At 50.0% G+C, this 26,218-nt stretch carries 21 protein-coding genes; 12 read left to right on the top strand and 9 right to left on the bottom strand.

The features are described 5' to 3' along the window. Nucleotides 1-4: 4 nt before the first annotated feature. The 8 genes from ACZ5ZZ_RS14140 (at nt 5) to ACZ5ZZ_RS14105 (ending at nt 9,130) form a co-directional block, all read left to right on the top strand. Nucleotides 5-688, top strand: a complete 684-nt coding sequence (locus ACZ5ZZ_RS14140; protein WP_464118337.1) for an ABC transporter ATP-binding protein — start codon at nt 5-7, stop codon at nt 686-688. Then, nucleotides 688-1,896: an ABC transporter permease gene (locus tag ACZ5ZZ_RS14135; RefSeq protein WP_464139968.1), complete on the top strand. Its 1,209-nt coding sequence runs from the start codon at nt 688-690 to the stop codon at nt 1,894-1,896. Before ACZ5ZZ_RS14140 ends, ACZ5ZZ_RS14135 begins: the two co-directional genes overlap by 1 nt. A 209-nt stretch (nt 1,897-2,105) precedes the next feature. Continuing rightward, nucleotides 2,106-3,104, top strand: coding sequence for a diacylglycerol/lipid kinase family protein (locus tag ACZ5ZZ_RS14130; protein WP_464118335.1), 999 nt, complete (start codon nt 2,106-2,108; stop codon nt 3,102-3,104). Nucleotides 3,105-3,122: 18 nt separating this feature from the next. Then, a complete protein-coding gene (locus tag ACZ5ZZ_RS14125; RefSeq protein ID WP_464139966.1) occupies nt 3,123-4,142 on the top strand; it encodes an SDR family oxidoreductase in 1,020 nt (339 codons plus the stop codon). Then, a complete protein-coding gene (locus ACZ5ZZ_RS14120; protein WP_464131906.1) occupies nt 4,117-6,246 on the top strand; it encodes a dehydrogenase in 2,130 nt (709 codons plus the stop codon). The genes ACZ5ZZ_RS14125 and ACZ5ZZ_RS14120 overlap by 26 nt, the downstream gene beginning before the upstream one ends. 9 nt (nt 6,247-6,255) lie before the next feature. Continuing rightward, nucleotides 6,256-6,951, top strand: coding sequence for an outer membrane lipoprotein-sorting protein (locus tag ACZ5ZZ_RS14115; protein ID WP_464131905.1), 696 nt, complete (start codon nt 6,256-6,258; stop codon nt 6,949-6,951). Between the two features lies 1 nt (nt 6,952). Continuing rightward, nucleotides 6,953-8,020, top strand: coding sequence for a hypothetical protein (locus ACZ5ZZ_RS14110; protein ID WP_464131904.1), 1,068 nt, complete (start codon nt 6,953-6,955; stop codon nt 8,018-8,020). Between the two features lie 12 nt (nt 8,021-8,032). Continuing rightward, nucleotides 8,033-9,130 carry a BtaA family protein gene (locus ACZ5ZZ_RS14105; protein ID WP_464118327.1) on the top strand — a complete coding sequence of 366 codons (1,098 nt, stop codon included), beginning with the start codon at nt 8,033-8,035 and terminating at the stop codon, nt 9,128-9,130. An 11-nt stretch (nt 9,131-9,141) separates the two neighbouring features. Here the strand turns inward: ACZ5ZZ_RS14105 and ACZ5ZZ_RS14100 are convergent, their stop codons facing one another. Then, nucleotides 9,142-9,483 carry a hypothetical protein gene (locus ACZ5ZZ_RS14100; protein ID WP_464139964.1) on the bottom strand — a complete coding sequence of 114 codons (342 nt, stop codon included), beginning with the start codon at nt 9,481-9,483 and terminating at the stop codon, nt 9,142-9,144. A 291-nt stretch (nt 9,484-9,774) separates the two neighbouring features. On the opposite strand from ACZ5ZZ_RS14100, the gene ACZ5ZZ_RS14095 reads away from it, so the two are divergent. Then, on the top strand, nt 9,775-10,986 hold the full coding sequence (locus ACZ5ZZ_RS14095) for a hypothetical protein (RefSeq protein ID WP_464131898.1): 1,212 nt from the start codon (nt 9,775-9,777) through the stop codon (nt 10,984-10,986). A 134-nt stretch (nt 10,987-11,120) separates the two neighbouring features. On the opposite strand, the gene ACZ5ZZ_RS14090 is transcribed toward ACZ5ZZ_RS14095, so the two are convergent. The 6 genes from ACZ5ZZ_RS14090 to ACZ5ZZ_RS14065 are packed head-to-tail and all read right to left on the bottom strand — an operon-like array spanning nt 11,121 to nt 21,582. Continuing rightward, nucleotides 11,121-13,799: a phosphoenolpyruvate synthase gene (locus ACZ5ZZ_RS14090; protein WP_464139962.1), complete on the bottom strand. Its 2,679-nt coding sequence runs from the start codon at nt 13,797-13,799 to the stop codon at nt 11,121-11,123. Between the two features lie 2 nt (nt 13,800-13,801). Next, a complete protein-coding gene (locus tag ACZ5ZZ_RS14085) occupies nt 13,802-14,665 on the bottom strand; it encodes a UbiA family prenyltransferase (RefSeq protein WP_464139960.1) in 864 nt (287 codons plus the stop codon). Next, a complete protein-coding gene (locus tag ACZ5ZZ_RS14080) occupies nt 14,658-17,066 on the bottom strand; it encodes an alpha/beta fold hydrolase (protein WP_464139958.1) in 2,409 nt (802 codons plus the stop codon). The genes ACZ5ZZ_RS14085 and ACZ5ZZ_RS14080 overlap by 8 nt, the downstream gene beginning before the upstream one ends. Continuing rightward, nucleotides 17,063-17,803 carry a formyltransferase family protein gene (locus ACZ5ZZ_RS14075; RefSeq protein WP_464139956.1) on the bottom strand — a complete coding sequence of 247 codons (741 nt, stop codon included), beginning with the start codon at nt 17,801-17,803 and terminating at the stop codon, nt 17,063-17,065. The genes ACZ5ZZ_RS14080 and ACZ5ZZ_RS14075 overlap by 4 nt, the downstream gene beginning before the upstream one ends. Beyond that, nucleotides 17,800-19,581, bottom strand: a complete 1,782-nt coding sequence (locus ACZ5ZZ_RS14070) for an AMP-dependent synthetase/ligase (protein ID WP_464139955.1) — start codon at nt 19,579-19,581, stop codon at nt 17,800-17,802. Before ACZ5ZZ_RS14070 ends, ACZ5ZZ_RS14075 begins: the two co-directional genes overlap by 4 nt. Before the next feature lie 42 nt (nt 19,582-19,623). Next, nucleotides 19,624-21,582 (bottom strand): protein kinase domain-containing protein, encoded by a 1,959-nt coding sequence (locus ACZ5ZZ_RS14065; protein ID WP_464131887.1) that lies wholly within the window; start codon nt 21,580-21,582, stop codon nt 19,624-19,626. A gap of 65 nt (nt 21,583-21,647) precedes the next feature. On the opposite strand from ACZ5ZZ_RS14065, the gene coaE reads away from it, so the two are divergent. Further along, a complete protein-coding gene (gene coaE / locus ACZ5ZZ_RS14060) occupies nt 21,648-22,247 on the top strand; it encodes a dephospho-CoA kinase (RefSeq protein WP_464131885.1) in 600 nt (199 codons plus the stop codon). Here the strand turns inward: coaE and ACZ5ZZ_RS14055 are convergent. Beyond that, complete coding sequence (locus ACZ5ZZ_RS14055) at nt 22,244-22,810, bottom strand: hypothetical protein (protein ID WP_464139953.1); 567 nt, start codon at nt 22,808-22,810, stop codon at nt 22,244-22,246. The two genes, coaE and ACZ5ZZ_RS14055, sit on opposite strands and share 4 nt — an antisense overlap. A 56-nt stretch (nt 22,811-22,866) precedes the next feature. Here ACZ5ZZ_RS14055 and ACZ5ZZ_RS14050 point away from each other — a divergent pair, with 56 nt between their 5' ends. After that, a complete protein-coding gene (locus ACZ5ZZ_RS14050) occupies nt 22,867-24,048 on the top strand; it encodes a PorV/PorQ family protein (RefSeq protein ID WP_464118315.1) in 1,182 nt (393 codons plus the stop codon). A gap of 140 nt (nt 24,049-24,188) precedes the next feature. Here the strand turns inward: ACZ5ZZ_RS14050 and ACZ5ZZ_RS14045 are convergent, their stop codons facing one another. Continuing rightward, the gene (locus ACZ5ZZ_RS14045) at nt 24,189-24,917 is read right to left on the bottom strand and encodes a hypothetical protein (RefSeq protein ID WP_464139951.1); all 729 of its coding nucleotides are present in this window, start codon (nt 24,915-24,917) and stop codon (nt 24,189-24,191) included. A gap of 207 nt (nt 24,918-25,124) precedes the next feature. Between ACZ5ZZ_RS14045 and ACZ5ZZ_RS14040 the strand changes: the two genes are divergently transcribed. Further along, complete coding sequence (locus tag ACZ5ZZ_RS14040; RefSeq protein WP_464131879.1) at nt 25,125-26,210, top strand: PorV/PorQ family protein; 1,086 nt, start codon at nt 25,125-25,127, stop codon at nt 26,208-26,210. Nucleotides 26,211-26,218: the final 8 nt, after the last annotated feature.

Genomic DNA, 26,218 nt, shown 5'->3' with positions numbered 1-26,218 from the left:
CAGCATGAGTGCTCTTTATCGTCTTAAGGGACTCGAATATTCCTATCTGTGGAATGGCGAACAGGTGCCGGTTCTTAAGGGCATTGATCTGGAACTGGAAAAAGGATGCTTCACCTGTATCGTCGGGCCCAGTGGAACGGGAAAAACCACTTTGCTGAACCTTTTGGGTTTGATCGATACTCCCAGCAACGGCCATCTGGAGTTCGCCGGTGAAGACGTCACACATCTGAAGGAATCGGAAAAAGAAAATGTTCGTTTACATAAGGTCGGTTTTATCTTTCAGGCCTTCTATCTGATTCCGACCCTGACGGTTCTGGAAAACACCTCTTACTTCCTGCCTTCCTTGGGTTACAACCAGTCCAACGCCCACAAAGTGGCAATGGAAACTTTGGATCTTCTGGGTCTTGCGGACCATGCGAAAAAGAAACCTCTGGAGCTTTCCGGAGGTCAGCGTCAGCGTGTGGCGATTGCGCGTGCGATTGCCAAAAAGCCTGCGGTGGTCCTGGCGGATGAGCCCACAGCCAACCTGGATTCTGTGACGGCGGAAAAGACCATCAACGCGTTTAAGGAACTGCAGAAGTCTGAAAATACCAGCTTTATCTTTTCAACTCATGATTCGCATCTGGTCAGCTTTGCCAAGTCGGTGTATCGCATGAAAGACGGGCAGATTGATAAAGGGGCTGTGTAATGTTGGAACTTCTAAAAATCTCCTGGCGAAATCTATTCCGTAATCCGCGCAGAACCTGGGCCAGTCTTTGTACGGTGGCTTTGGGGGCGGCAGGCTTGCTGATCTATCAGGGCTTCAACACCGGCGTGATGAATCAGTATCGTGAAAATGTCATTCATGGTTACTACGGCTATGGCCAGGTGTTCCCGCAGAATTATTATGGCAAGGTCCATGAAACCCCATGGAAGTTGTGGTTTGAAAACCCTGAGGAAATTGAACAGCAGATTCGCAGCTCTTCGGCGGTGACTCAAGTGTTCCCGCGGGTGTCGTTCTATTCCTTCATCGTCAAAGGCGGCATTACATTGGGCGGTAAAGGCGAGGGTGTGATCCCGGAAAGGGAAAACACATTCTTCACCGAGATGAACTTTATCGAAGGTCACGATCTGCAGGGACAAGATCAGATCATTCTTGGAAAAGGTCTGGCAGAGAGCATCGATGCCAAGGCCGGGGACGTGGTGACTTTGCTGACACAAACAGTGAATGGTCAGCTGAACGGCGCGGATCTGACGGTGGCCGGGATCTTCTTTACTGGAAAAAAGATCATTGATGATTCCTTCTATCGTGTGGACCTGAAGCAAGCCCAGCAGTTGCTGGATACCCAGCGTGTGGAGATGTTCTCGTTAGCAACAAAAGGTGTCGAGACGTGGTCTCAGGTGGACAGTGATTTGCGCAAAGCCAATCCACAACTGGAGGCTGTGCCGTTTGAGATTCTGGATAAGAACTACTATCAAAACTCGGTGGACTTCCTCAATGCGCAGTTCTCTTTCATCCGCTCTATTATTCTGGTGATTGTGGCCATGGGAATCTTCAATGTGATTTCCGTGGGTTTGTTAGAGCGGGCGGGTGAGATGGGGGCCCTGCGCGCCAATGGGGAAAAGCGCAGTCGCTTGTTTAAGATCCTGATGATCGAAAACAGTTTGCTGGGAATTCTGGGGGGCTTTTTGGGAATCTGTCTGGCCGTTTTGGTGGACAAGACCTTGCTTTCCAAAGGAATTCCGATGCCTCCGGCTCCGGGAATCACAAGGCAGTTCTTTGTCTTTTTGGATATTCAGGCGGGGCACTATATCCAGGCGTTGTTGTTACCCATGATTGCCACGGTTCTGGCCAGCTTGTGGCCGGTGTGGAAGTTGTTGAAGAAATCCATTCCCGAGCTTTTAAGATCCACTTAAGCTCCATGACAGTAGCGTAAAGAAAAGCGGCCACGAAGGCCGCTTTTTTATGAGTCATCTGTTGTCTCAAAGTGATCACTTTTTGGTCAGCGGTGCCAAAATGACGTTTTAGCCCCACTTCTAGAGTCTGAGATCTAATCTAATTGGTTCCCATAGCGATCGATCCGCGGTACGAGACTTGCTTCATCGTTATTTCGGAGTGAAATAATATGCGAGTCTCTGTTCTGGTGAATTCAAAAGCAGGCTCTGTGAATGCAGAGTTGATCGAGGCGAAGGTGCGTGAAGCGCTTTTCCGCTGCGATCTGCGTTTCTGTCGTCCTTCGACGATGATGGAAATGTTTGATTTTGTTCAGGAAGAGATGGCTCAGAAGACGGATCACTTTATTATCTGTGGTGGTGATGGGACGATCAATGTGACCTTGCAGTGCCTGATGAAATATCGGGATGGCGCCCACATTCCTCCGATTGCGATTGTTCGATCGGGAACAGCGAATGATCTGGCGCACGAAATTGGCGTTTCTCATAGAATTGATACCGCCGTTCGCAACATCTTTGAAGGTGTCGTGAAGAACATCGATGTGATCGAAATATCCGCGCAGGATCAGCGCGCCTATATGTTGACCAACGGAGGCCTGGGTCTTCCGGCAAAAGCTGCGGAACTGGCCAATAAATTCCGTTCTAATTTGCAGGCTCTAGCCAACAATCCCAAGTCGGCAAAAGCCTATCGTTTCCTGGCAGAGAAAAGTTATCATGCCGTGAAGAAAATGGGCCCGAGCGTTTATTCCATGATGACGGCCGAGGCGATTCGCACCTGGAATCCTGAGGGCTGGGGATTGGAAATTGAAATTCCCGGCAAGGTGAATGTCGAGACCACCTCTCCCATTGTCCTGGTCAACAACCAGCAGAAGATCGGCTCCAGCTTTGTGCCGGCTCCGTTTACCTCCAACACAGATGGAACGGTCAATTTACTTTTATCTGAAACCAATAATATTCCGTCGCAGGCTTTGGCGGCTTATCATATCCGCCGTGGCACCGTGGAAAAGTCGTCGGCATTCAAGTCATTCGAGCTTAAAGAGTTCAGACTAAAGAGCCAGAATCCCCAGCGTTCTTTGACTTTCTTCGGGGATGGCGAGATCCTTCTCAGAGACGTTCAGGACATCACCGTCCGCTGCATTCATCGCGGACTTCCCGTGATGGTCCGGCAGTAAGTCTATTCGGAGGTCACAGTGACCAAACCACGCATTCTCGTAACCGGGGGCACAGGCTTCCTTGGTAAGCGAGTTCTTCCTTTGCTTCGTGAAAAATTCGAAGTCGACGTTCTGTCCCGTTCTGGCAAGACGGAAGTCCAGGGGGATTTGTGTCAGTGGAATGCCGGCCTGGACCTGGAATCCCTGCGCTCAAAAAACTATTCCGTCTTTTTGCACATGGCGGGTCTGTACGATCTGACGGCCGCGAAAGTGGACTGCTATCAGCACAATATCTCTGCAATGGGCACGGCACTGAAAGTCGCCGAAGCTCTTCGTGTTCCTTTCTTTGTGAACACCAGCACCGTGGCGGCGGGAATCAACTCCAGTCTGGGTGTTGTAAGACCTCATGACTTGAATTTCGCCAAACCCTTTCCTGATGCGTACTCTGAATCCAAAGCTCACGGAGAACAGGTCCTGCAGAACTGGCCGGTGGGACACACCACCGGAAGAATCAATCTGCGTCTGGGCGTTTTGGTTGGTGACACGAAGGCCGGGGCGATTGAAAGGATCGACGGGCCTTATCATGCTGCCGAAGCATTTAATAAGATCCGCGCGGTGGTGGAATCCATTCCGACGTCATTGCCTCTTCCAGGGAATGAAAAAACACGTTTGCCTTTGGTGCCCGTGGATAAATGTGCGGAAGCGATTGTAAAGTTCTGTGAATGGGCAGTGCAAAACAAACCGCAGGGGTATCACAGCTTCCATGTGACTCCGAATCAAGGACTGTCAGTGCGAGATCTGTATACGTCGGCTTTGAAATTCCAGGCCATTCCTCACAAGGGCGTTGTCCTGGTGGACAAGATTTCTGAAGCTTTGATTTTAAAAATTTCCAGTTTCATCGCGCGATTCCCGGAAGAGGAATTGCACTATCTGATGAATTTCCCCATCTATGACACCACCGCCACCCGGGCAATCCTGGGCGAGACATGGTGTCCAGAATTCTTCCAATACGAACAAAAGTTCTGGAGCGGTTATGAAGCGTACGTATCGAATCGCTGAGATCAGTTTCGGTCGTCCGCATTGGGATGCCGCTTATGAATTTGATTTTGCCGGGGACCATTACGAGGTTCAGCGTTTCAGTGCCAATTTTTCTGTGGAATCTGTCAAACGCCTGATCGAAACTCTGCGCAACCAGGTCGATGCCTTTGCATTGACCAGTCTTCCGCCGGTGATCAAACTGGATCAGAAAAGTTATGTGCACAGGCAGTATCTTGAGATCATGGCGACACCATCGCCGGTGCCGTTGTGTGACGGGACGGGATTGCGTGAAATTGCCAATATCAACTCGCTGGTAAAACATATTGAATCCGGTAGCATTCAGCCGGAGCGGGGGACTTTCTTCCCCACGGCGGTGCTTTCGACAGAGCTTGAAGAGTACATCCGTCATCGTTATCGCAAATCTGTCTATATTGGTGACGCGTATTCTTTGCTGGGCCTTCCCTGGATGATTCAGCCATTCCCTGGATTGATGACGATTTCAAAGCTGGCTTTGAATGTTGCCAATATCAAGGATCTGAAAAACAACACGCCTTTGGCGCAAAGCAAGTTGCAGAAAATCAGTCGATCCTCATTGGCGGCGCAGGTGGAGGACGTGCAGTACGTCTTCTGTGACCTGCCGCTGTTGCTGCTCTTTGATGCGGCCACGGACTTCGTGCGCGGGAAAGATCTGGTGATCTGGTCTTCGCATCCGGCGATGGAGGAAGAGGCGAAAAAGTACTCTCCTCGCAGCATTATTAATCTGTTCCCTGAAAACTACCGCGTGCATCCTTACATGAACTACTCAGTTCTGGATGCGATGCTGCGTCTGTCGCATAAAAGAACAGCCGCTCTTTCCATTGAAGAATGGGAACAGCTGATCACCGAAGATGTCGAAATCCGTCAAGTCGCGCGTAAATACGTGATGACAAGAAACTCTTCAACACAGACGAAGATATCTCAGGGGATCAACTCTGTTCGCAATAAGATATTCAAGCAGCCCGAACCGGACTTTGCCTTCGTAATCCATGCACTTTCTCACAATGACTTTATGCATGTTCCGGGTTTGGGAGTGTTGAAGCATATGCCGAAGGAATGGAATGATTCCTTTGATCGAATGGCTGCCAAAGCACCGCCATTCGTGTATGGTCACATCAAACACATTATCAGCGCCGAAACTGGAAAAGAGATCAATGGTGTAATCTATGCGCTGCCAGCAACACCCAAGGTTTTAAAAGCCTCCGACCCCGAGGTGATCTATCGCAAGATTGAAAGCATCTGTTACGATGCCGCCAACCGGGGAGCAAAAATGATCGGACTGGGGGCGTACACCAAGATTGTGGGTGATCAGGGTGTGACTATCAATCAGAACAGTCCGATTCCGGTGACAACCGGAAACAGCCTGAGTGCATCGGCAACCTTGTGGGCTCTGGCCGATGTGGTGCAAAGAATGCACTTGTTGAAACAGAACCCGGAAACTGGCTATGTGGATGGAATGGCGATGGTCATCGGGGCCACGGGCTCTATCGGGAAGGTTTCTGCCAAACTGCTGTCCATGATTTTTAAAAAACTGTGTCTGGTGGCGCCTCGTCTGAATCGTTTGGAAGAACTAAGGCAGGAAATTCAGGCCATGTCACCAAAGTGCGAGGTCATCATCACCACGGACGCCAATGAGTTGGCACCGGACGCGGATGTGCTGGTGACAGCGACGTCCGCTTTCGATCAAAAGATCGTGGATGTGATGCGCTTAAAGCCAGGTGCCGTGGTGTGTGATTGTTCACGCCCGTTGGATTTTGATATCGAAGATGCCAAGAAACGACCGGATGTTTTAATCATTGAATCAGGCGAAGTGGTTTTGCCAGGACCTGTGGAAATGAACTTTGAAATGGGACTGCCGGGAAAAGCCGTGTATGCCTGTCTGGCCGAAACGGCCCTGCTGACTTTGGAAGGGCAGTATGAACCCTTCACCATGGGCCGTGATATTGAATGGAACAAGGTGAAACAAATCTATCGCATGGCGCGCCGACATGGAGTTCAACTGGCTGCCATTCAGGGACACACCGGGATCATTACGGATAAGGAAATTGCCCTGACCCGAGAACTCGCGTTATCTAGAAGAAAGAAATAAGGAGATGTCATGAAGACACTTTTGGCGATCAGCAGCTTGTTTATCTCTTTGCATGCATTTGCAGAAAATCCGGTCGAGTGGGTGAAAAAGGCCGACAATATTCGCAACCCTGCTGAATCTTATGAAATGAAAATCAAAGTGGAAACCCCGGAAAACACCTCAGTGTTTCAGGTGTACTTGAAAGGTCAGGATAAAACCCTGATCGTGACAAAAGAACCAGCCCGCGACAAGGGTCGCAACATGCTGATGTTGGACCGTGACTTTCATGCCTATGTGCCGAATTTGAAACGCTCCATGCGTTTGTCATTGGCTCAGAAGCTGAGCGGTCAGGTGGCCAACGGTGATATCTCGCGCACACGCTGGTACGGCGATTACGATGTGACCAAAGAAGCCGAGACCAAGGATGAAGTGCAGTTGCTGCTCAAGGGAAACAAGGACAATCTGACCTATGCATGGGTCCGTCTGTGGTTGAAAAAGGGCACCTTTGCCCCTCAGCGTGCTGAATACCTGGGTCTTAACGGCAAGACGGTTTTGAAGAGGGCCAGCTTTGAAGACTACAAAAACATCTCTGGTGCGGTTCGTCCGACCACTTTGAAAATTGAAGACACCAACAAACAGGTCAGCCACATCCGTATTCTTTCCATGGATAAGAAGGACTTCAATGATTCCTTCTTCACAGTTCGTAATATGGAGAGCATGAAGTAAAGTGCTGCGCCTGATTCCGTTATTTCTTTTATTGCTGACTCCGATGGCGAGGGCGGACCTGGTGTTTGCCCCTCGCTATGAGTATATTCGTGGGAAAGAAGACGAGCTGGCCAATCGCCTGATCGTCAAAGGAAAACTCAACAGCAATATGGGGCCTTTCGGTGTTTTCGTGGAAGGTTTTGGTGAATTTGAAGCCAATGAGGATCAGGCCTTTATCCGTAAATCACCTTCGCGTGGCTATCTGCAAGAAGCCTATCTGGAGTTTAAACTGGATTCTTTCTATGTGCGAGTCGGTCGTCAGGCCATTCGCTGGAGTGAAATGTGGTCACAGCCTTCTTTGGATGTGTGGTCCGGCCGTCGCTGGTCACGTCTGTTTTTTGATCCGTTTCAGGATCAATTGACTCATCCGACCGGAGTTTCATTTTCTTTTGCTCGTGAGAGCTGGTCCCTGGATCTGGTCGGAATCGGAGAAACGGCCGAGACCACATATCCGGTCCCAGTGCCTGATCTTAAAGAGGATAAAAACACCAGTTTTGGCGGCCGGGTGAAGGCCGATCTGTGGGGCTTCAGTCTGTCAGCCATGACGGCACAGATTCTAAACGTCAACCACTATGGTGTGACGGCCAACTATGCCTTCGAGCATGCCGTGCCGAAATTTGAATATGGGTATGTGGACGATACAACTTTGCCTGATTCGGTGAGGAGTGATCGCAGCTTTGGGACCTTGGGAATGGATCTGTTTTTAGGGAACTGGATCGTGCTGCCTCAAGTGACTTACTTTCAGGTGAACAGTTTGACGAAGTCTGAATACCAGACCTCGTATTACGTCAGCGCGCAGTGGAACCCCAGCCGTCATGACGTGTTCATGCAGGTCTATCAGAATGTTAATACCAACGATCTTTTTGTGAATGCCAGTTATGGCTATAACTGGACGGACTATTTAACCACGTCAGTCTTTGCCCAGAATTATGAAGGCAGTGATGGCGGACTTTACGATATGTATGAACAAATCACCGGAGGCTATGTTGTTGGCCTTCGTTTGGAAATGACGGGCAGCTTGCCTTTTTAACAGGAGTCGGCAATGGCAAAGGAATATTTCTCAGATTTAAACTACACTCTGTCGAACGAAGACACCCGCATCGAGTTTGATCTGTTGCCGGAAAATGCCGGGCGTGTGTTCAGCATTGCGGGCTCTGGTGCCCGCTGTCTTCCTTTGATTGCGCGCAATCCGAAGAATCTGGATGTCATCGATATGTCTGTGTCCCAGCTTTATCTTTGTGAACTGCGTTTGCAGGCGATGAAGACTTTGACCTATGAAGAATATCTGTTCCTTCTGGGATATCGTGGGGCTTTGCAAGGAGGCCATGACGAAGGTGACAATCGTGTGGAACTGTATCAGCGCCTGAAGCTTTCGCCGGAAGCTACGCAGTACTGGAATGACCGTGTGGACGGCTGGAAAGAAAAGGGCTTCATCCTGCTGGGGCGCTGGGAGTCTCACTTCCAGAAGCTGGGTTATCTTTTCCGCGATGTTTTACAGTGTGATTTTAGCAAGGTTTTTGCCGCTCAAAGTTTGCATGAACAGATCGAGCTTTATGAAAAGCACTGGCCGAAGATCCGTTGGAACAGCTTTATCCGTGTGGCTGCCAGTGAGTTTGTTTTTAACAAATACCTGTATAAAGGCCACTTCAGCGGTCGCGCCGAACATAAAACTGAAGAACGCGCTCCCTGGCAGTTTATCACGGAAGAGTTCGATCGTATTTTCCGCACACAATTGGTGCGCAAAAACTATTTCATGCAGATTCTTTTCCTGGGTCGTATTGCCTATGAAGAAGGCCTGCCCTTGGAGGCTCATGAACATATCGTGGCCGCGGTGAAAAAGTCCAAAACCGAAGTGCGCTATCTGCATGGGAATTTGCTGGAAGAACTTCCAAAGCACGCCTATGACTTTATTTCGCTGTCTGACACAATTTCTTATCTGGAACAGCGAGACGCCAATCAGATCCTGCAGCGTTTGAATCCGGAATCCAAAGCCGGGACTCAGATGGTGATCCGCTCATTTATGCGGGCGCCAACGGCTATTGATCTGAAGGGGTGGACTGAACTGATTGATACGAATCAGTGGGCGCAAAAAAAAGATGGAACTGGCGTTTACCAGTTCCATATCTTCAAAAAGGACTAGTTAATTTAGGATTATTTGTTGGTGCACGTCACGTCGATGACGTCACCATCAAGAGCCAGAACGCCGCGACCCGTCTGCAGGTTGTAGTTCAGAATCACGCCGCGGGATGAATTTCCGCCATCTAAAGCATTGTCCTTAACGGCCACGACAGAGCCGGCGTTGTTCTGCAATACCAGGAAGCGCTCTTTCTTTTCGCTGAGATAGTGAACAGTCACGGTTTCTTCGCCACCGTCACGATCCAAGGTCATAAAGTCAATCTTATGAGTCTGAGTTGTGCACTCCAAACCATAGGCAGAAGCCGTTGTTGCCGAAAAACCCAATACCAGCAAAAGAAGAGAAGACAGAACTTTCATATAAACACTCCAATAGTTGCAGTTAAACTCATCGGGAGAGCTGCCAGTTCTATGCCCGATTCCAGGGCCTTTCTGGCGTAGATGAGGGCCTACAGCCTGTCTAAAAACGAGACAAGTGACTTTTCTGAGTTATTGTTGAGAAGCAAATCTGTCTAGAAAGTTGACACTCTTCGGCCTGGCGCTGAAGTCTTTTCATGTGCCAGAGCAGAAATCCGAGGGCGCTTTTGGAAAAGGGACGGGGTGTGGTAGAACCGTTCTCGCTTAAATAAATTCTTTTTAGATGGGGTTGTTATGAAGATGAAACTTCTGATGGGTGCTCTGGCGCTGGTGGTGGGCTCTTGGGCACAAAAAAGTGAAGCTTACTTTATTGCCTCTGAACCGGCGAAGCTTCGCCCAGGTGTTCCGACGGACGTCTTTGTCGCGGGCTTCGGTAACGATCAAGGCACTCAGTTCCTGAAGTCGGCGATCTTGGGGGCCGCTGTTTCCCGCGATCGTTTCCCGCAAAGACAACGTGTGATTATCAGTGCAGTGAACGAGTCCTTCTCTATGGAAAGATCCATGCTGGCGAAGGAAGGCTTTGGTTTTCGCAAAGAGGATAATGACGACCTTAGCAAAGAGCGCCTGGTTCTGGCACTGCAGTATCTGAACGTGCCTGTCAGTTCTTTGCAGTTCTATGGACACGCCAATACCTATAATGGCTTCCGTCTTCAGGACAAACGTGATCGTTTGGATCACGAAGACCCGGAATTTGCTGAAATTGGCAAAGTTCTGGCTCCCAACGCTTTTGTGGTTTTCCATTCGTGTAATTCTGGCTGGCTTTTGGCTCCGGCAGCGGCACAAATGTGGCGTCGTCCGGTCTTTGGTTCTTTCGCATCTTCTGATTTCCAGGAAATGATGAGTGATGGCAACTGGTACTATCACGACGTGGGTTACTATCCTGAGAATCTCACTCGCATCGGGACAACGTCTCGAATCATTCAGAAAACTCTGGAATGTACAACGAAGAAATGTCTTCGTCTGAAGCCTGTGAATTCTCCTTATGTTGATTCCTTTGGTACATTCACGCGCGGTCTTGGTTTCTATAAAGTGTTCTCTCCGGTGGATTCTTTGATTCCTCAGGCGACGATCCACTTCACATTGCTGACGCCAACGGTGAAACCCCTTTCTTTGCAGTCCTCCCGTGCGGATATGATCGAAGCGGTGAAGGACTGGATGTGTCCTTCTGATAAAAGCGGCAACAGACGCAAGGCCTGCTCTGAGGCTATCGATACGCAGGCTTTTATGAACAACCCGACACTCAGTTTCTTTAATGGTAAGGCCGTGGCTTGTAACAACACCCGTTGTTCGACGGTGACAAAGTGTAAGGTGCTGAAGAAGTTGATTGGTGCTGTGCCATGTACAACGGTCGATCTGGACGAAAAGGTCTCCACAGTCTTCTCAGACCAAATGAAGGCCATCTTCAAAGGCCTCGACCAACTCGAACAAGGCACCCTCAACCTCTAAAAGGTACCTGCTCACTTTTACAGAAGCTCTGCGGCAGAAACGAAAACGGCCCATTTTAGGGCCGTTTCGCATTTTTAAGATTCCGATTTCGGACAAATAACTCGCCGCTTCTGCAGAAGTGAGCAGGTACCTCTTTAATCGAGGATTTTAATTGTTCCGGCTTTGGCGTCGATACGGACGCGCATGCCGGTTTTTAGTTTCTTTGTCAGTCCCGGAATACTGACAATCGCGGGGATACCCATCTCACGGGCGACGATGGCTGAGTGAGACAGTAAGCTTCCGCGTTCCACCAGCAAGCCAGAAATCGACGGGTACAAGGGGACCCAACCCGGATCGGTTCTGGCCGTGACCAGAATCTCACCGTTGAGTTCCAGATTGTCGCTTGGGTTGATGATGACTTTCACCACGCCTTCCAGCACTCCCGGACAGCAAGGCAGACCCTTCAGATCCCAATCACCCGTCTCAGACGATGCAGGCAGCTCTTCTTCTTTGATGAACTGATTATTCCAATAAACCGCGCCACGGGTTAAAACACGTGGATCGGTTTCTTCGCCGAAAACGGCGTAGTCTTTTTTGCGAAGCTCGACAATGGCTTTCAGGTTAAAGGACGGCAGGGTTCCATTGTAGATTCCAAAGACTTCCTCAATGGTCAGCCAGAAAATATCCCGTGGATGATCCAGAGCTCCCAGCGCCGCCAGATCTTCACCGATGGACTGGAAGATGGTGCGGGCAATGCCATAGATACGTGTACGGGCAAAGCGTGTGTTTTCGCGATTCTTCACAGCTTTACGGGCGTGTTTTAGCACCCAGAAATAGATCTTCTTTTTGAATCCCGTCAGATGTCCGGCGACTTTTTCCTCGGCTTTCTGGCGCAGATTCTTTTCGTGGCTGTCGTCGTGGACCTCAACCTGTCCGGATTTTAAGTAGTTTTTCAGGCAGACAAACAGATAGCTTGGATCCGTCAGAAGATCGATTTCCTCCAGCTTCATTTCGCTCATGCACCGGAAGCCGAAGCGATCCAGATAGTCCAGGACCATCTTGTAGAATTCAGTGTACGGGGATTGATTCAAAGCCTCCAGGCCCTCTTTCGGGTCCGTGGTCTCAATTAGCTGGCGCAAACCTTCGTTCTGATGGGCCTTGTGAGCCAGTCGTAACAATGCCTTTGTAGGTTCTGCACTTTCCAGTCCGCCTTCACCGGCCAGAAGGTCATTCTGAATCGTGGAATCAAGCTCCTTCAGCCAGGTGGTGGTGAGCTTTCTTAATAAACCGAAGTGCACCATACACAGGAAGTCATTGATGATCGGTGCCTTCCAGCGGCCCAGCATGTTTCTTTCCACATCCATATAGACGCGGATCAACTGATCGCCCCGCATGCGCTTTAAAGGCATGGCGCGGAAGCGATCATAATCCTTATGGAAGGTTGTCAGGAAGTCGTCGACCACCTTTTGAATCGTGAAGTGATACTTGATAAAGTTATATCCCGTCACTATTTTGCGCACGCGTCCCATGGGTGTGTCCCACGACGGGTGAGGTTTGATACGGTCGGCGATTTCATCACTGAGAGCTTCAGAAACACCCATCATGGTTTCCATGAATTCGCGGTTCTGCTTAAAGCCCGGTAAAACACCCACCAGCTTGTACCAGTTAAAAAGATTGTAGTACACGCGACCGTTCAAAGAACCCAGCATGTAACTTAGGTAGGAATCCATATCCTTGATGATGTCGTTGGGAACCCCCAGAACCTCGCAGAATTGGACATAGACGGCCTTATAGTTACGAAGGGCAAAACTGAAGCTCAAAGGTGACGTCAGACCGCCATAGGATTCAATGATATTGGAATTGTCCCACAGATTCGGATACCCGATCAGATCCTGATCCAGGCTGGTCACGGGACGAGTTTGCAAAATATAGATTTTGCCACCTTCAACGGCCCACTCGATGTCCTGGGGGCGGTGATACTGTTCCTGAATCTTGTGACCCAGGCGATAGAGGCCCTGAAGTTCGTCGGTACTCAAAGAGGATGTATTCACCTTTTCTGCAGCAACGGGCTTCATTTCACAATGACCCGACGCGGACTTTTTCATCATCTCTTTCTTTTCAACCAGTTCTTCCCGCAGCAGTTTGCCAGTTTTGGCATCCAGCCAGAAAGAATCCGCATCCAGCGCCCCGGACACCAGACCCTCACCAACGCCATACACGGCAGAGACCACATAAGAATCCGTTTTCTTGGCCACAGGATCACAGGTGAACAGAACCCCGGATTTATCCGGGTCGATCATTCGCTGTAACACCACAGAGACAGATATCTTTTTTAGATCGATTTTGTTTTCCAACCGATAGACCAAGCCGCGTTCCGAAAAGGCCGAAGCCCAGCACTGGCGGATGTACTTCAAGATATCTTCTTTGCCAGAGACATAGAGAAAGCTTGAAAGTTGCCCGGCAAACGAGTGTGCGAGGCTGTCTTCATCGGCGGCAGAGGACCGCACCGAGAACACCTTATCCGCGCCCAGATCTTTCAGTGCGGCCTCCAATGAAGTCGCCACAGTCGGGGGCAACGCGGTTTGTTCAAACAGGGCATTGATGTCTTTTTCGGCCTGAGCCGCCGTGATTTCCTGACGGAGCAGACGATCCAGAATATTTTCCAGATTCAGCTTCACATCAGCAGATTGCAGGAAGTCATGGAAGTATCTTTTTCCGAAAACCACCCACTCAGGAACCGGCAGACCTGCTTGTGACATCAGGTAAAGGTTAAAGCCTTTTCCTCCGGCCTCATTCTTTGCAAAAAACAGGGTCGATTTCGGGGTGACTAGCATGATTAAACTCCCACGATGTAAACGAGGATAATGTAATGAAGCAACAAGTAAGCACCGGACAGATTTCTAAACAGAGAGGCGGTCTTTCTGGTTTTGCGCAGCAGGTAGGCCAGGCTGACGGCCACATACAAAGTCAGCGCCAGAGGAGGCAGGATGTGCGGCTTTAAATAGAAGATCACACCCACACCCAGCACCGCCTGACTGATGGAAAGAGCCCAGGCGCCGTGGCAGCCAAAGATGTTGGAATAACTCGGCACATGGTCCCGTTCTTCCTCGGGGGCGAATGTCTTTCGGGTAAATTCAAATAAGTTGAAAAAGGCCCAGTTCATCAGGAAAAAGAGAGCATGATGCCAGGTGAGCTGCGAAAGCTCAGCTCCCGTCATGGCAATTCCGGCAGAAAGGCCCAGCAACGTGCTGACGAAAGTGTGTGTCACAGCATAAGTGGTCAGATGGGGACGAAGCAGGTCTCCGATAAAGAACTCTTCATACATCATCAGACTGTAGCCAATGGCGATGGCGTGAATCAGGAAAGGGGAAAGGCCCAGCGATCCGGCCACCCCAAGTTCAAAGACAATCAGCAAAAGCAGCGCCTTTTTAACCTGAGCCACTGACAGGACTCCGCGCGCCAAGGGGCGGGTGGGATTGACCTTCAAGTCCACTTCATAGTCTTTGATTTCATCAAACAGACGCATGCGGAAAAAGAAGGACAGCAACAACACAAAGACCATTGCAAAGCGGCCCCAATCCCATTCCATTTTAAATGACTGGGAAAGGTAAAGCCCGTTGGCCCAGGAGAAAAGAAAAATCATGGGCACATAGGAAGCGGGACTGAATCTTTCTTTAATCAGTATCCACCACTTAGCCAATCACAACTCCCGGCTCCTTCAGTTGATCGCGCAGGACCTTGTATTCCACCTTGGAATGGTGACGCGGATCCATTGGAACCTTGTTGACGAATTTGATCTCATCCACGGGGATTTTATTTTTCTCAAAGACCCGTTGGATCTCCTTTTTGGCGGCGGCAAAGTCGAAAGTGGTTTTATCGATGCCCTCTTTGAGCTCCACCACAGCGTACGTGGCTTGTCCCAACTTGGAGTCTTCCACGCCCAGGAAGGCACAACGGTAAGTGAAGTCCATCCGTTTCAGTAAAACCTCGGCGCGCACGGGGAAGTAGTATTTGCCAGCGCGCTCGATCGCGTTGTTCACACGACCCACGATCCAAAGATTTTTCTCGGAATCAATATAGGCCAGATCACCGGTGCGGTGCCACACGCGATTTTTTTCATCCAGAATCTTTGTGGTCTTAAAGGCGTCTGGATTGTTGTAGTAATCACGACAAACGTGATCCCCTGTGCAGATAAATTCCCCGACTTCACCGTCAGGCACTTCAATTTTCGACCATGGGGAGTCCTTCAATTCAATCGGGCCATCCTTGATGCGGATAAAGCGATAGTCGATATCTTCACTGATATGGCCGACGTTAACGCCTTCCTCGATGATTTCCGGGTCAGTGATATTGCTTTCTTTCAGCATGTCACGTCCCTCGATGTGGGCCATGGGTTCAGCTTCGGTGGAACCATAAAGAATCCACAGGTCCGTTTGTGGGGCGATTTCATAGAATGCTTTTACGTCATCTTTGGAAATCGGCGCTCCACCCGTGACCACTCGGCGCAGCCCGGTCAGTTGGATGTTGTTTTCTTTGCAGTATTTCGCCACACCCACAAGCATGCTTGGGGAAAGGGTTGTGCAGTTGATATTTTCACTTAGAATCTGGCAGGTCAGTAAGGCCGAATCATGGGCGGCCGGAGCCGCCAGATTCAAGGCTGGCAAAATGGTCGTCACACCGGACGCCAGATTGTTCAGACTAAAGATAGGGAAGGCCGGCATGTCTTTGTCTTTCTCTGTGTACGGAATCACGTGAGAAAGTGCGTGGTGCTGGGCCGACAGAAAACGGTGAGTGCGGTTAGCACCCTTCGGTTTCCCGGTGGAGCCGGTGGTGAACGTGATCAAGGCCGTGAATTCACTTTCAACCGGTTCGATAGGGGAGGGTTCCTGTTTCAGTAAGTCTTCAAATTTGTGAGTGAACTTATCACCCGGACCGTACAAGATACGAATCGGCATGGATTTAAACTCTGGAACCTGCTCCACCAGATCGAACGCCATTTTAAAGCTGATCATGGCTTTCGGACCCACGCATTCTGCCGAAGCGCCCAAGTGATGGCTGCGAGCCCAGGAATCCAGGAAGACCGCAATGGCGCCAATACGTTGAACGGCAAACATCGCGGTGTACATGTCCAGACTCATCGGCAGGAAGATGATCACGCGATCACCTTTTTTAATGCCAATGTCCATCAGGCCGCGGGCGAAGGAATTAATACGGGCGGCAAAATGACGGTAAGTGATTTCGTCGTGTTTGATCGGAGTTCTGGGGTTGCCATCCCATTGTGCCAAGGCTTGTGGGTTGGCCCAGCGAAGGGCGACTCTTTCCGGGAACTCACGCAAATGTTTTTCCATGTAGGTGATGACGTTGTTGCGTTCATCACTGTCGGGATAATAGCCAATTTTATGGCCTGCGGCGGCTGTCTGAGGACGCCCTTTCACGACACTGAGTAAATCGGCTACATGCGACCACAAAAGGCCATGACCGGCTTTTTCCAGATGGATGATCTTGTGGGATGGGTATTGCTTGATGATTTCAAGCTGCACGGATTCCTGACTGATCTTGTCGTCTTTACCGAAAATGGCCGTCACGGGGACTTTGCATACATCACTGGTGCTCCAGGGATTGTCCTGCATTTTAATCTTATTAAAAGCAGTCTTCTGCCACAGCTTCCAGTCCTGCAAACGATCCTGCACCTTTTTTAGATACGGCAAAGCATCCGACTTCAAGGGATGAATCAGGTCAGCAAAAAATGAATCTTTGGCTTTGGCGTGACTGGACTGGATCAGCTTGTCCCCTAATACAGGCAGCTTCAAAAGACCTTTTGCCAATCCCGGAAGTTCGCGTTCGGGCCTGATGTAAGGGGCTACCAGAAGAACCTGTTCAACATATTGCTCATACTTGGGCAACGCTTTCAGGATGCGATAGCAACCCCAGGAATGGCCGATCAGAACTTTTTTTGAGGTGTCCTGAGTCAGCAGGCGAATCCACTCCTCGCTTTGGGCATCCACGGCCAGCAGGTTGAAGTCCTGACCCAGGGCTTGCTTAAGCAAATCCCAGTCTTCGGGGTGGCCCGGATTCCCGTGAAGAGCAATGATGGTTTTCATATGCTGACTCCTTTGCTGCGCAACCTGTAGAAGTCCCGCAGACGCGGATTGCTTCTATAAACTGTTGTGTCTGTTTTCAGATTTGCCTGCCCTAAGATCTTGCCGCGGGTGGAAATATCCCGCAGAACGTTCGAGGCTGCTTGAGCTTCCAAAGAGGCACCAAGATCCAAGGAGGCCAAATAATCCTTTTTATCGGAGGGAACTTCCACGACCTTTAGCAGGGAGCCGTCATCCAGCTTCGAAGTCATTTCGTGAATGGAAAAACCCGCTGGAGTGTCAAACAAATGAGCCCAGAAATCACACATCAGTCCGCGCTGATCCGGCAGCAGACCGTGATGGATATTGATACATCCCAATTTGGGAAGAGCCAGCAGTTTCTTCTTAAAGAAAGACCGTGTTCGTGCATTCAGAATCAAGTCCGGTTGCAGTTCGTTTAGCAGCTTCAGGCTTTGCTCTGAATTGATGTCATCAACCACATAGACCTTCTTGCCCGCAGCTTGGTAGGCGGCCTGTTTTCTTTTCAGAGAATCATCAAAGAAGTTTTTCAGCAGATGCCATCCCATCCTGGGGGCGGCCAGACTCAGGATCAGCAGAAGAGCTTTTAAGACGATGTCAAAGCTGCGGTTATCAATAACAACCAGAGCTTCAATGTGGGGGTCTTTTGCCAGAGGCAAAACCAACCCGTCGTAATTGTGAGGAACAAAGGTCACCGCCGAGGTGACCAGGAGTGTTTTCATAGATACAGCTCTTCAATTTTATCCTTGAAGCGTTGATCCAGTACTTTCCTTTTTACTTTCAAGGACGGGGTCAGCTCGCCTCCCTCAACGGTGAATTCGTTGGGAAGGACCACATATTTTTTAATGCTCTCAAAGCTTGCCAGATGAGAATTGGTTTCTGCCACTGCTTTACGAACCAAGTCCTGCACAAACGCGGATTGAACGAAGTTGACCCAATCGGACGGATCGACCCCTTTTTCGCGCGCCAGATTTTCTACCACGGGACGGTCCAGGGTGATCAAAGCGACGATGTATTTTTTCTGGTCGCCGTGAACCAGAACATTGGCAATATAGGGTGACAGGGTCAGCAGACCTTCCAGGCGTTGTGGTGCCACGTATTTTCCACCCGCGGTTTTGATCAGATCCTTTTTGCGATCGGTGATCTTAAGATCCCCACTGGGCAGGATTTCTCCGATGTCGCCGGTGTGGAACCAGCCATCCGTGAACACCTCTTTGGTGGCTTCCGGATTTTTGTAGTATTCTTTCATCACTTTGTCGCTTTTGACCAGAATTTCGCCGTCATCAGCGATCTTCAGTTTTACTTCCCCAATGGGGCGACCCACACTGCCGAAACGATAGTTAAAGGGTGTGTTCACCGTGATAGCGGCTGTGGTTTCAGTCAGGCCATAGCCTTCCAGAATCAAGATGCCTGCGGCATGGAAAAACAGGGCAATTTCCTTTGAGATCGGGGCACCACCGCTGATGGCAAAGCGCAGGCGGCCACCGAAGGCCTCTGTTATTTTCCCCAACACCAGCTTGCGCGCAAGCTCATACTTCAACAGCAGATCCAGAGGCAGCACCTGTCCACTCATTTTGTATTCGCCGACCTTTTTGCCGATGTCCAGGGCCCAGTTGAAGACTTTCATCTTCATGGGCTGAGTTTGAATCTGGGCAAAGATGGCGGCATAAATTTTTTCAAAGATGCGGGGAACCGAGATCAGGAAGGTGGGGCGAATCTCAGGAAGATTGCCGCGGATCTTTTCAAGGCTTTCTGCAAAGGCCAGGGTGAAGCCGATGTAAGTGTGACCCCAGTGTTCAATACGGCCAAGAATATGGGCATAGGGCAGGAAGGAAAGAGAAATATCCTTCTCCGTTGCTCCACAAAGTGGAAACGCCTCGCTCACTTCACTGATAGCTTGAAGATGAGTCATGACGACCCCTTTGGGGCGACCCGTTGTTCCTGAAGTGTAAAGAATTGTCGCCAGATCTTCAGGCTTCAAAGAACCGCACAGCTCGTGGAACTGCGACGGATGTTTTGCCAGATAAGCTTTACCCAGTTCCATAAGACGGGGCCAGGTGAGAATATCAGGATCGGGACAGGTCTCATCAAAGACCACGACCTTTTCAACCTTCGGGCACTTGTCCTTCACACTTTCGAAGGTTTTTAAAGGGCCGCGCGATTCCGTCAGCAGAATACGCGCTTCACTGTTGTTCAGGATGTATTCGACATCTTCCGGGGTGTTATTCTGATAGATGGGGACAGTGACGGCTTTGATCCCAAAGATTCCCAGATCTGACGTGGACCATTCAATCCGGGTGTTGGCCATGATCGCGACACGATCTCCTGGTTTAATCCCCAAGGACAACAGGGCGCAACCGACAGTTTCGATGTCGGCATAGTACTCTGCCCAGTTTTTTGTTTTCCATGCATTGTTGGCTTTAAATTGCACGGCCACGTTATGAGGGTTGCGGCTGCGCATGCTTAAAATGGATTGTCCCAGGGTGGTGGGCTTCGTCATGATGAAAACTCCTCAGTTGCTGCAAACGAACGACGAAGTGAATTATTTCAGATACAAATCTACAATTTTTCTCTGGTCCGCAGGAACAGTAATTGTGGTCTCTGCAGAGAGTCCTGTCGTCTTATTTCTAGCTTGTATTTTAACACCAACTTCCGCCTGGATCAGGTACGCATCACCACTGGGTTTAATCGCCACAGGAACTCCGGCAATGCGCAGTTCAGGGTTGGCTCCCCCATTGACGATGTTGATGATCAACGAGGCCACACGTGGAAGTCTTTGCAGAGTTCCCGTGAAAGAGTAAGCCTCATAAGTCGGAGTGATTGTTGTTACCAAATCTGTATAACCTTCCTTAACCAGGCGCAGGCTGTAAGGAGTGTTGGCTTTGACGGTTTTGCGAACCGGAGTGAATTCTCCGGTATCTACGCCATCGATCACCACACGTGCGCCGCCCGGATTGGAGTAAATGGTCACAGTGTATTCCGGTGACGTTGCGGCCAGTTCTGTCTGTTGCACACCGTGAGCTGACGCTGGATTTTTTCCGGCCGGGCTTGGTGTCAGACCTGCGGTAGCGGCTGTTTTTGGCGCAGATTTTTTGGCGAAGAAGTTGGTGTAGCCCCACCACAGACCAACAACGACCAACAGGGCCCCGACAGCTTTCATGGCAAGACCGGTGATGTCCTCCATAGAGGAACCAGCCTGATGCTTCGAAATGGAGGTTCGGGTCCCCATCTGCGATAGGCTTGAAGGGGTGCGTGTCATTGCATTAGGCCCGGACGTGAAAGTGCCGGTCGCCTGAGTGCGTGTGTGAGTAATATTGGTATCTGTGGCGTTGACTCCGGGCACCTTCGGCATCGAAGGCTTTGGCGGAGTTTTCAGATTGTCCAGATTCACACGGATATCTGTGGAAGTGTCCAGATCCAGCTTTTCTTCACCATCCGGTGCCTCGGTCGGAACCTGGGCGGGACGGGAAGGCGAGCGCATGTCCGTTTGTGTGACAATCGTTTTATCCTCTGACGTGGGTTGGGCCTGAAGTTTCGCAAACTCCACGAGCTTGCGACGCTGTTCCAGGAACGCGGCAGAGAAGGCGTTTTTCATGAATACACTGAAGTCATGCGGAGAGAACTCCGGATACTGGGTGTTCAGGAAACGATTCAGATCACGGTGCAGAGCCGCCGCGGTCTGATAGCGAAGACTTCTGTCTTTGGCCAGCGCCTTGTTGACGATTCTTTCCAGTTCCGGTGGAACGGAAGGATTGATTTTGCGAATCGAAGGGACTTGGCACTCGCGAATCTTGCGCAGGATGGCCGCTTCACTGTTAGAAGTGAACAGGCGGTCATTGGCGAGAAGTTCCCACAGCACAATACCCATTGAGAAAATGTCCGTGCGCGGGTCGATCGCCTGACCGTCGGCTTGTTCCGGACTCATGTAGCCGTACTTCCCTTTGAGGGTCCCGGCTTTGGTGGCTTCCATCTGGGTTTCAGCTTTGGCGATACCGAAGTCGATGATTTTGACTTCACCCTCGAAGCTCACCATGATGTTCTGAGGACTCATGTCACGGTGAACGATGTTCAAAGGTTTTCCTGTTGTCCCATCCAGACAGCGGTGGGCGTGGTCAAGACCTGCAGCCACCTCTTTAATCATGTAAACGATTTGTTCGATGGTGAACTGAGTGCTGGTTTTTTTAAGTTCATTCAGAATCTGGCGAAGGTTTCGGCCTTCGACGTATTCCATAACCAGGAAGAACTGTGCCTTCTCGACACCGAAATCATAAATTGAGACAACGTTCCCGTGATTCAGATTCACGGCGATCTTTGCCTCTTCTTTAAACATCTCAATAAAGTCCTGGTGGTCAGAGTACTGGGGCAGAATGCGTTTGATAGCGACAAACTTATTGACGCCCACGGCGCCTGTGGATTTCGACAGATACACTTCGGCCATCCCACCGGCGGCGAGTCTCTCTAGAAGAATGTATTTACCGAACTGTTCCACAGCTTGAGACATGAATTCATGTTCCCCTTTGAGAGGACTATCGGTAAAATAAAAGTAATCCTTAAGGAGTTTCAAAGATGAAATGGATAGGACTGACCGGAGGTATAGCTTGCGGTAAAAGTACGGTGAGCAGAATGCTTCGCAGTCACAATATTCCGGTCGTGGACGCGGATGAGATTGCCAAAGACGTTGTGAAACCTGGATCTTCTGGACTTAAGTCTGTTCTGCAAGAGTTTGGATCCGAATTTCAGACTGCAGAAGGGGGCTTGGATCGGCGCAAGTTAGGGCAGCGTGTCTTCGGTGACCCTGAGCAGTTGCACAAGCTGGAAGCCATCTTGCACCCGCTGATTCGTGAAGAAACCCGTCGCCGTCGCCGCCTGCACGAGGACATGGGCGCGGCTCTGGCTATTTATGATATCCCCTTGCTTTTTGAGACCAAAGCCAAAGATCAGTTCGATGCAGTCATCGTGGTGTCTTGCACACGAGAGCAACAAAAAGAGCGTCTGCGCCGCCAGGGGTGGACGGAAGATGAAATCGATATGCGTATCGCCTCGCAGATCTCATTGCAGTCCAAAGAGCAGCAGGCGGACTTTGTCCTTTATAACAACCGGGATGAACAGCATTTGATTCGAGAGGTGGACCGTCTTTTAAAGTGGCTCGACGGTCTTAAGAATTAGAACTGAAAATTATATCCGAACTGCGCATATAGATCAGGGCCGGTCACTGAAAAACCGGTTCCGAATTCTCCGGTGAAAGTCTCGCCAGCACCGACGCTGGCGTGAACACGCCAGCGGCGAATTTCGATGAATCCCGTGATGCCATCGGCTGTGTCCAGATAGGCGTGGCCTCCCAAGCGCGCGTAGGGAACAAAGCGATCCTCCGGAGCAAAATACCAGCGGTGACCAACGCCGGCGCCGAGGAACTGCTCGTTATTGACAGAAACCTCATAGTCCCAGACCGGGAGAGGATCCCGCTTGATGGAACTCAGCCTTACGACCAGATAGGGGCCTTGAAGCCATTCGTCGCGCTCAAGATAGTTTCCACTTTGATAGCCCAATGAAAGATTCAGCAGATATTCTTTTCGGGGAGGGAAGTCCGACGCCTTCAGGGTACCGAGATATTCGTCGTCTTCTCCCGTCAATGGAGATGTTTCTAAAGTAGTCGTGGTTGTGGGTGCAGCATGAAGCTGGATTGAACTCACGACCAAGGTCAAAAAAAGCAGGCAGGTAAAAACTCGCATAAGACAAAGTATAAATTATGTCTACAATCAATGGTAAGAATTTTGGAGGCAAAAATATGTCTAAAAGAGGATTCCTGCTCCTCGCGGGCCTGTCTGCGATGATTTCCGGCACAAATGCACAGGCTGAAAGTATCAGCACGACCATTCACCATCACTATCAGGCTCCTCGCGCTCTGGGAATGGGCGATGCCTTTGTTGCCGTTGCCAACGATTATTCGGCTATCTTTTATAATCCCGCAGGTCTGGCTCGCCGCGAAGACGGTCAGATCAACTTGTCTTTGAGTGCCGCGGGAACGCCTAAAGCCATGGACTTCTATAATGAATTTTCAGATATCGACAAGAGCAACCAGACTGAACAGCAGAAAACACAAGCCTATCTGGAGCTGATTGAAAAGAATTACGGCGAAGTCTATTCTTTGCGTTTGTCACCGATGGAAGGCTTCTGGGTTCGTCCCAATTGGGGTATTGCACTGATTCCGGCTGATATCTCGATTGAAATGGCGATGCACCAACTGGTGGGCCCAGCGGTGAATACGACGGTTTATGCCGACACGACTTTGGGTCTTGCTTATGCGGATGATATGAAGGGCGTTGAAAACGGTCGCCTGTCCTGGGGTGTGACGGGGAAATTTGTGAATCGCGGATTTTACAGCAAACCTATCAGTGCCACGGACTTTGCTGAAGGCAGTGAGATCCTGAAAAAAGAGGACATGCTGGAAGGTTATACAATTGATGCCGATATAGGCTTGTTGTGGACGCCGGAACTGCCGGATCAAGGATTCTGGTCGGTGTTGCGATTGGCACGTCCCACTTTCGGTATGGTTGTCAGAAACATTGCTGAAACCGGTTTTGGGTCTTCCTTGAAACTGTTAAACAAGGAAGCAACGAACGGTACGCCAGAAAAACTTTATCGTGTTGTTGATCTGGGGACGCGCTGGGAATATCCATCTGCGTGGATCTTCGGTGGTCGCGGTGTGCTTGATGTCAGAGATCTGGGCCATCCGGATTTCAACTGGAGAAAAGGCGTTCACATCGGCTTTGAGTTCGACTGGACAGTGACATCCTGGTGGAAAGGTCACTACCGAGTGGGCTTGAAAGAGTCGTTCTGGACGGCAGGTCTGTCAGCGGAACTGGGCATCTTCAATCTGGATCTGGTCAGTTATGCTAACGATGTAGGAACTAAAAACACGCCTATCGAAAGCCGTGTCTACGCCACACGCCTAAACCTAGACTTCTAAGAGGTACCAGCTCACTTTTGCAGAAGCAGTGAGTTATTTGCCCGAAATACGGATTATGAAAAAAGCAAAACGGCCCCTATGTGGGCCGTTTCCTTTTGTAATGCAAGGCTTCTGCAAAAGTGAGCAGGTACATTTACCTTTTATGGCGTGGGTTGCCACTGTTCTAGCAGGGCCTTGCCGATGGCTGCGACGTCCGCTGTGGCGATGTTAATTCCTGCTGTCGTGGCAGCTTCATTGATATCTGAGCAAATGGAACTGTTGGCGACACTTGTGCCACCGCAAGTTGCGCTATAGACCGCCTGGATAGAATCGCCGATAGCTTCCACCGCTTCAACTGCTGCAGTACTATTTGGATCTTGTAGAATATCGGCAATTGTATCTTCAATAGCCGATTGGCAGGAGTTTAGATCTGCGCCACAGGAACCAAGGCCTAGTTTGCTGGCCGCATCAGCCAGAGCTGTGGAGCTTTTGGCTAAAGCGCCAATCAACGCCAGACCTTTTTGGCCGGAACGATTGCAGTCCAAAGCCGTCTGGTTCGCCAGAGTCGGGTTGTTGAAGTTCAGCACCGTCAGCATGGAAGTCGCGCCAGCGCCTTGATCCGTCATGGCATCCAGAGCCTTTGAAAGATTCTCTGCGCTGGTAACTTCAGCTGAAATAAAGCCGGCGGCACAGCGAAGTGTGTAGGCTTGCGGAGATGTCAGACCTGCGATTTTACTAACACAAGCACTGGCAGAAGCCTCATCACGTGCCTTGTCCATGCAGAACTGGGCCTCCGCAATCATGTCCTTTTCAGTCTGTTCAGCCTCACATCCCGTGAGAAGTGCTGCACCCAATCCTAGAATCAATGTTGCCATTTTCTTCGAAAACATCCTGGAACTCCTTATAACGGTCCTAAGTATAGTGAACTTATCGGCACTATCCGAAGGTCCTTAACTCATAAATTTAGAACTCCTAATTTCGTAATCATCACGAAATGGCGGGACCTAGGAATGTATTTTTGTGAAACGTCTCAATGTGAGGCCCCATTCTGCCGATATATCCATTGATTTATCTCAACCAATTTAAGCGAGGTATCTATGAAAAGGATTTTATGGATAACGCTGATTCAAACTCTCCTGTTGATGGCGTTCACCCCGGATGGGAACGCGCGTGAGCGCCGCAGTTTTTACAGTGGGGTTCGTTGCCAGGGGATGGGCGGTGCCTGTCTTGCTGTGACGAATGATGAAACCGCATTGTTAGTCAACCCAGCGGCATTGGGCAAGCTTCGTGACTTCTATGGAACGATCTTGGATCCAGAGCTTGAGTTCGGCTATCAGACGCAAGGTTTCTATGGCGAAAAAGCGTTTTCAAATCCTTATGCACTAGAGGACATAAAAGCGGCACTGGATGCCAAAAGAGGCGCCTACTATCACGCCAAGGCTCAGGTGTTTCCATCCTTTGTCGGAAGAAACTTCGGCATCGGCTTGTATGGAAATTATATTCTGGATGCTGAGATGGCGCAGGATGGATCGACGATTGATACCTACTATAGAAACGATCTGGCCTTTGTTTTGGGCTTTAACTTCCGCTTGTTTGATGGGCGTGTGAAGTTGGGTTTTAACACCAAACTGATCAGTCGTGTGGAAGTGGACAATCCCACTTTGTCGGCGGCGGGTCCGTTGGACTATGAATCCATCGGCACGGAAGGCGTGGGCCTTTCTACCGATGTGGGATTGATTCTGGCAGCACCTTGGACGTATATTCCAACCATCTCCGCGGTGGTGCGTGACGTGGGTGGTACCAGCTTCGATCAGTCTCATGGTGTCCGAATGAGCACAACAGACCGTCCCAATTTGGTCAAACAGGACGTTGATGTCGCAGCTGCAATCTTTCCGATTCATTCTAGATATGTGAGATCGGCATGGACAGTGGAATACCGTGGCTTATTAACATCAGCAGATGAAGAGGATAAGGCCAAGTTGATTCACGGCGGTCTCGAATTGAACTTCGGAGATGTGCTTTTCTTAAGAGGCGGATATAATCAGAGGTATTGGACAGCGGGCATGGAACTCGCCTCAGAAAAGTTTCAGTGGCAGTTCGCCACTTACGGCGAAGAGATCGGCACCTCGGATTCACCTCGTGAAGACAGACGTTACACTTTCAAGTTTGCATACCGCTTTTAAGGATGAAG

It is taken from the genome of Bdellovibrio sp. HM001 (assembly GCF_055397275.1).
Note: the sequence above shows the minus strand (reverse complement) of the source record. Positions and strands in the feature narration are given on the sequence as shown.

Coding starts and splice junctions, on each gene's coding strand:
- ACZ5ZZ_RS14130 (WP_464118335.1), top strand. CDS start 2,106: ATGCGAGTCTCTGTTCTGGTGAATTCAAAAGCAGGCTCTGTGAATGCA.
- ACZ5ZZ_RS14050 (WP_464118315.1), top strand. CDS start 22,867: ATGTCTAAAAGAGGATTCCTGCTCCTCGCGGGCCTGTCTGCGATGATT.
- ACZ5ZZ_RS14065 (WP_464131887.1), bottom strand. CDS start 21,582: ATGTCTCAAGCTGTGGAACAGTTCGGTAAATACATTCTTCTAGAGAGA.
- ACZ5ZZ_RS14075 (WP_464139956.1), bottom strand. CDS start 17,803: ATGAAAACACTCCTGGTCACCTCGGCGGTGACCTTTGTTCCTCACAAT.
- ACZ5ZZ_RS14070 (WP_464139955.1), bottom strand. CDS start 19,581: ATGACGAAGCCCACCACCCTGGGACAATCCATTTTAAGCATGCGCAGC.
- ACZ5ZZ_RS14105 (WP_464118327.1), top strand. CDS start 8,033: ATGGCAAAGGAATATTTCTCAGATTTAAACTACACTCTGTCGAACGAA.
- ACZ5ZZ_RS14115 (WP_464131905.1), top strand. CDS start 6,256: ATGAAGACACTTTTGGCGATCAGCAGCTTGTTTATCTCTTTGCATGCA.
- ACZ5ZZ_RS14135 (WP_464139968.1), top strand. CDS start 688: ATGTTGGAACTTCTAAAAATCTCCTGGCGAAATCTATTCCGTAATCCG.
- coaE (WP_464131885.1), top strand. CDS start 21,648: ATGAAATGGATAGGACTGACCGGAGGTATAGCTTGCGGTAAAAGTACG.
- ACZ5ZZ_RS14055 (WP_464139953.1), bottom strand. CDS start 22,810: ATGCGAGTTTTTACCTGCCTGCTTTTTTTGACCTTGGTCGTGAGTTCA.
- ACZ5ZZ_RS14045 (WP_464139951.1), bottom strand. CDS start 24,917: ATGTTTTCGAAGAAAATGGCAACATTGATTCTAGGATTGGGTGCAGCA.
- ACZ5ZZ_RS14100 (WP_464139964.1), bottom strand. CDS start 9,483: ATGAAAGTTCTGTCTTCTCTTCTTTTGCTGGTATTGGGTTTTTCGGCA.
- ACZ5ZZ_RS14080 (WP_464139958.1), bottom strand. CDS start 17,066: ATGAAAACCATCATTGCTCTTCACGGGAATCCGGGCCACCCCGAAGAC.
- ACZ5ZZ_RS14095 (WP_464131898.1), top strand. CDS start 9,775: ATGAAGATGAAACTTCTGATGGGTGCTCTGGCGCTGGTGGTGGGCTCT.
- ACZ5ZZ_RS14040 (WP_464131879.1), top strand. CDS start 25,125: ATGAAAAGGATTTTATGGATAACGCTGATTCAAACTCTCCTGTTGATG.
- ACZ5ZZ_RS14120 (WP_464131906.1), top strand. CDS start 4,117: ATGAAGCGTACGTATCGAATCGCTGAGATCAGTTTCGGTCGTCCGCAT.
- ACZ5ZZ_RS14090 (WP_464139962.1), bottom strand. CDS start 13,799: ATGCTAGTCACCCCGAAATCGACCCTGTTTTTTGCAAAGAATGAGGCC.
- ACZ5ZZ_RS14140 (WP_464118337.1), top strand. CDS start 5: ATGAGTGCTCTTTATCGTCTTAAGGGACTCGAATATTCCTATCTGTGG.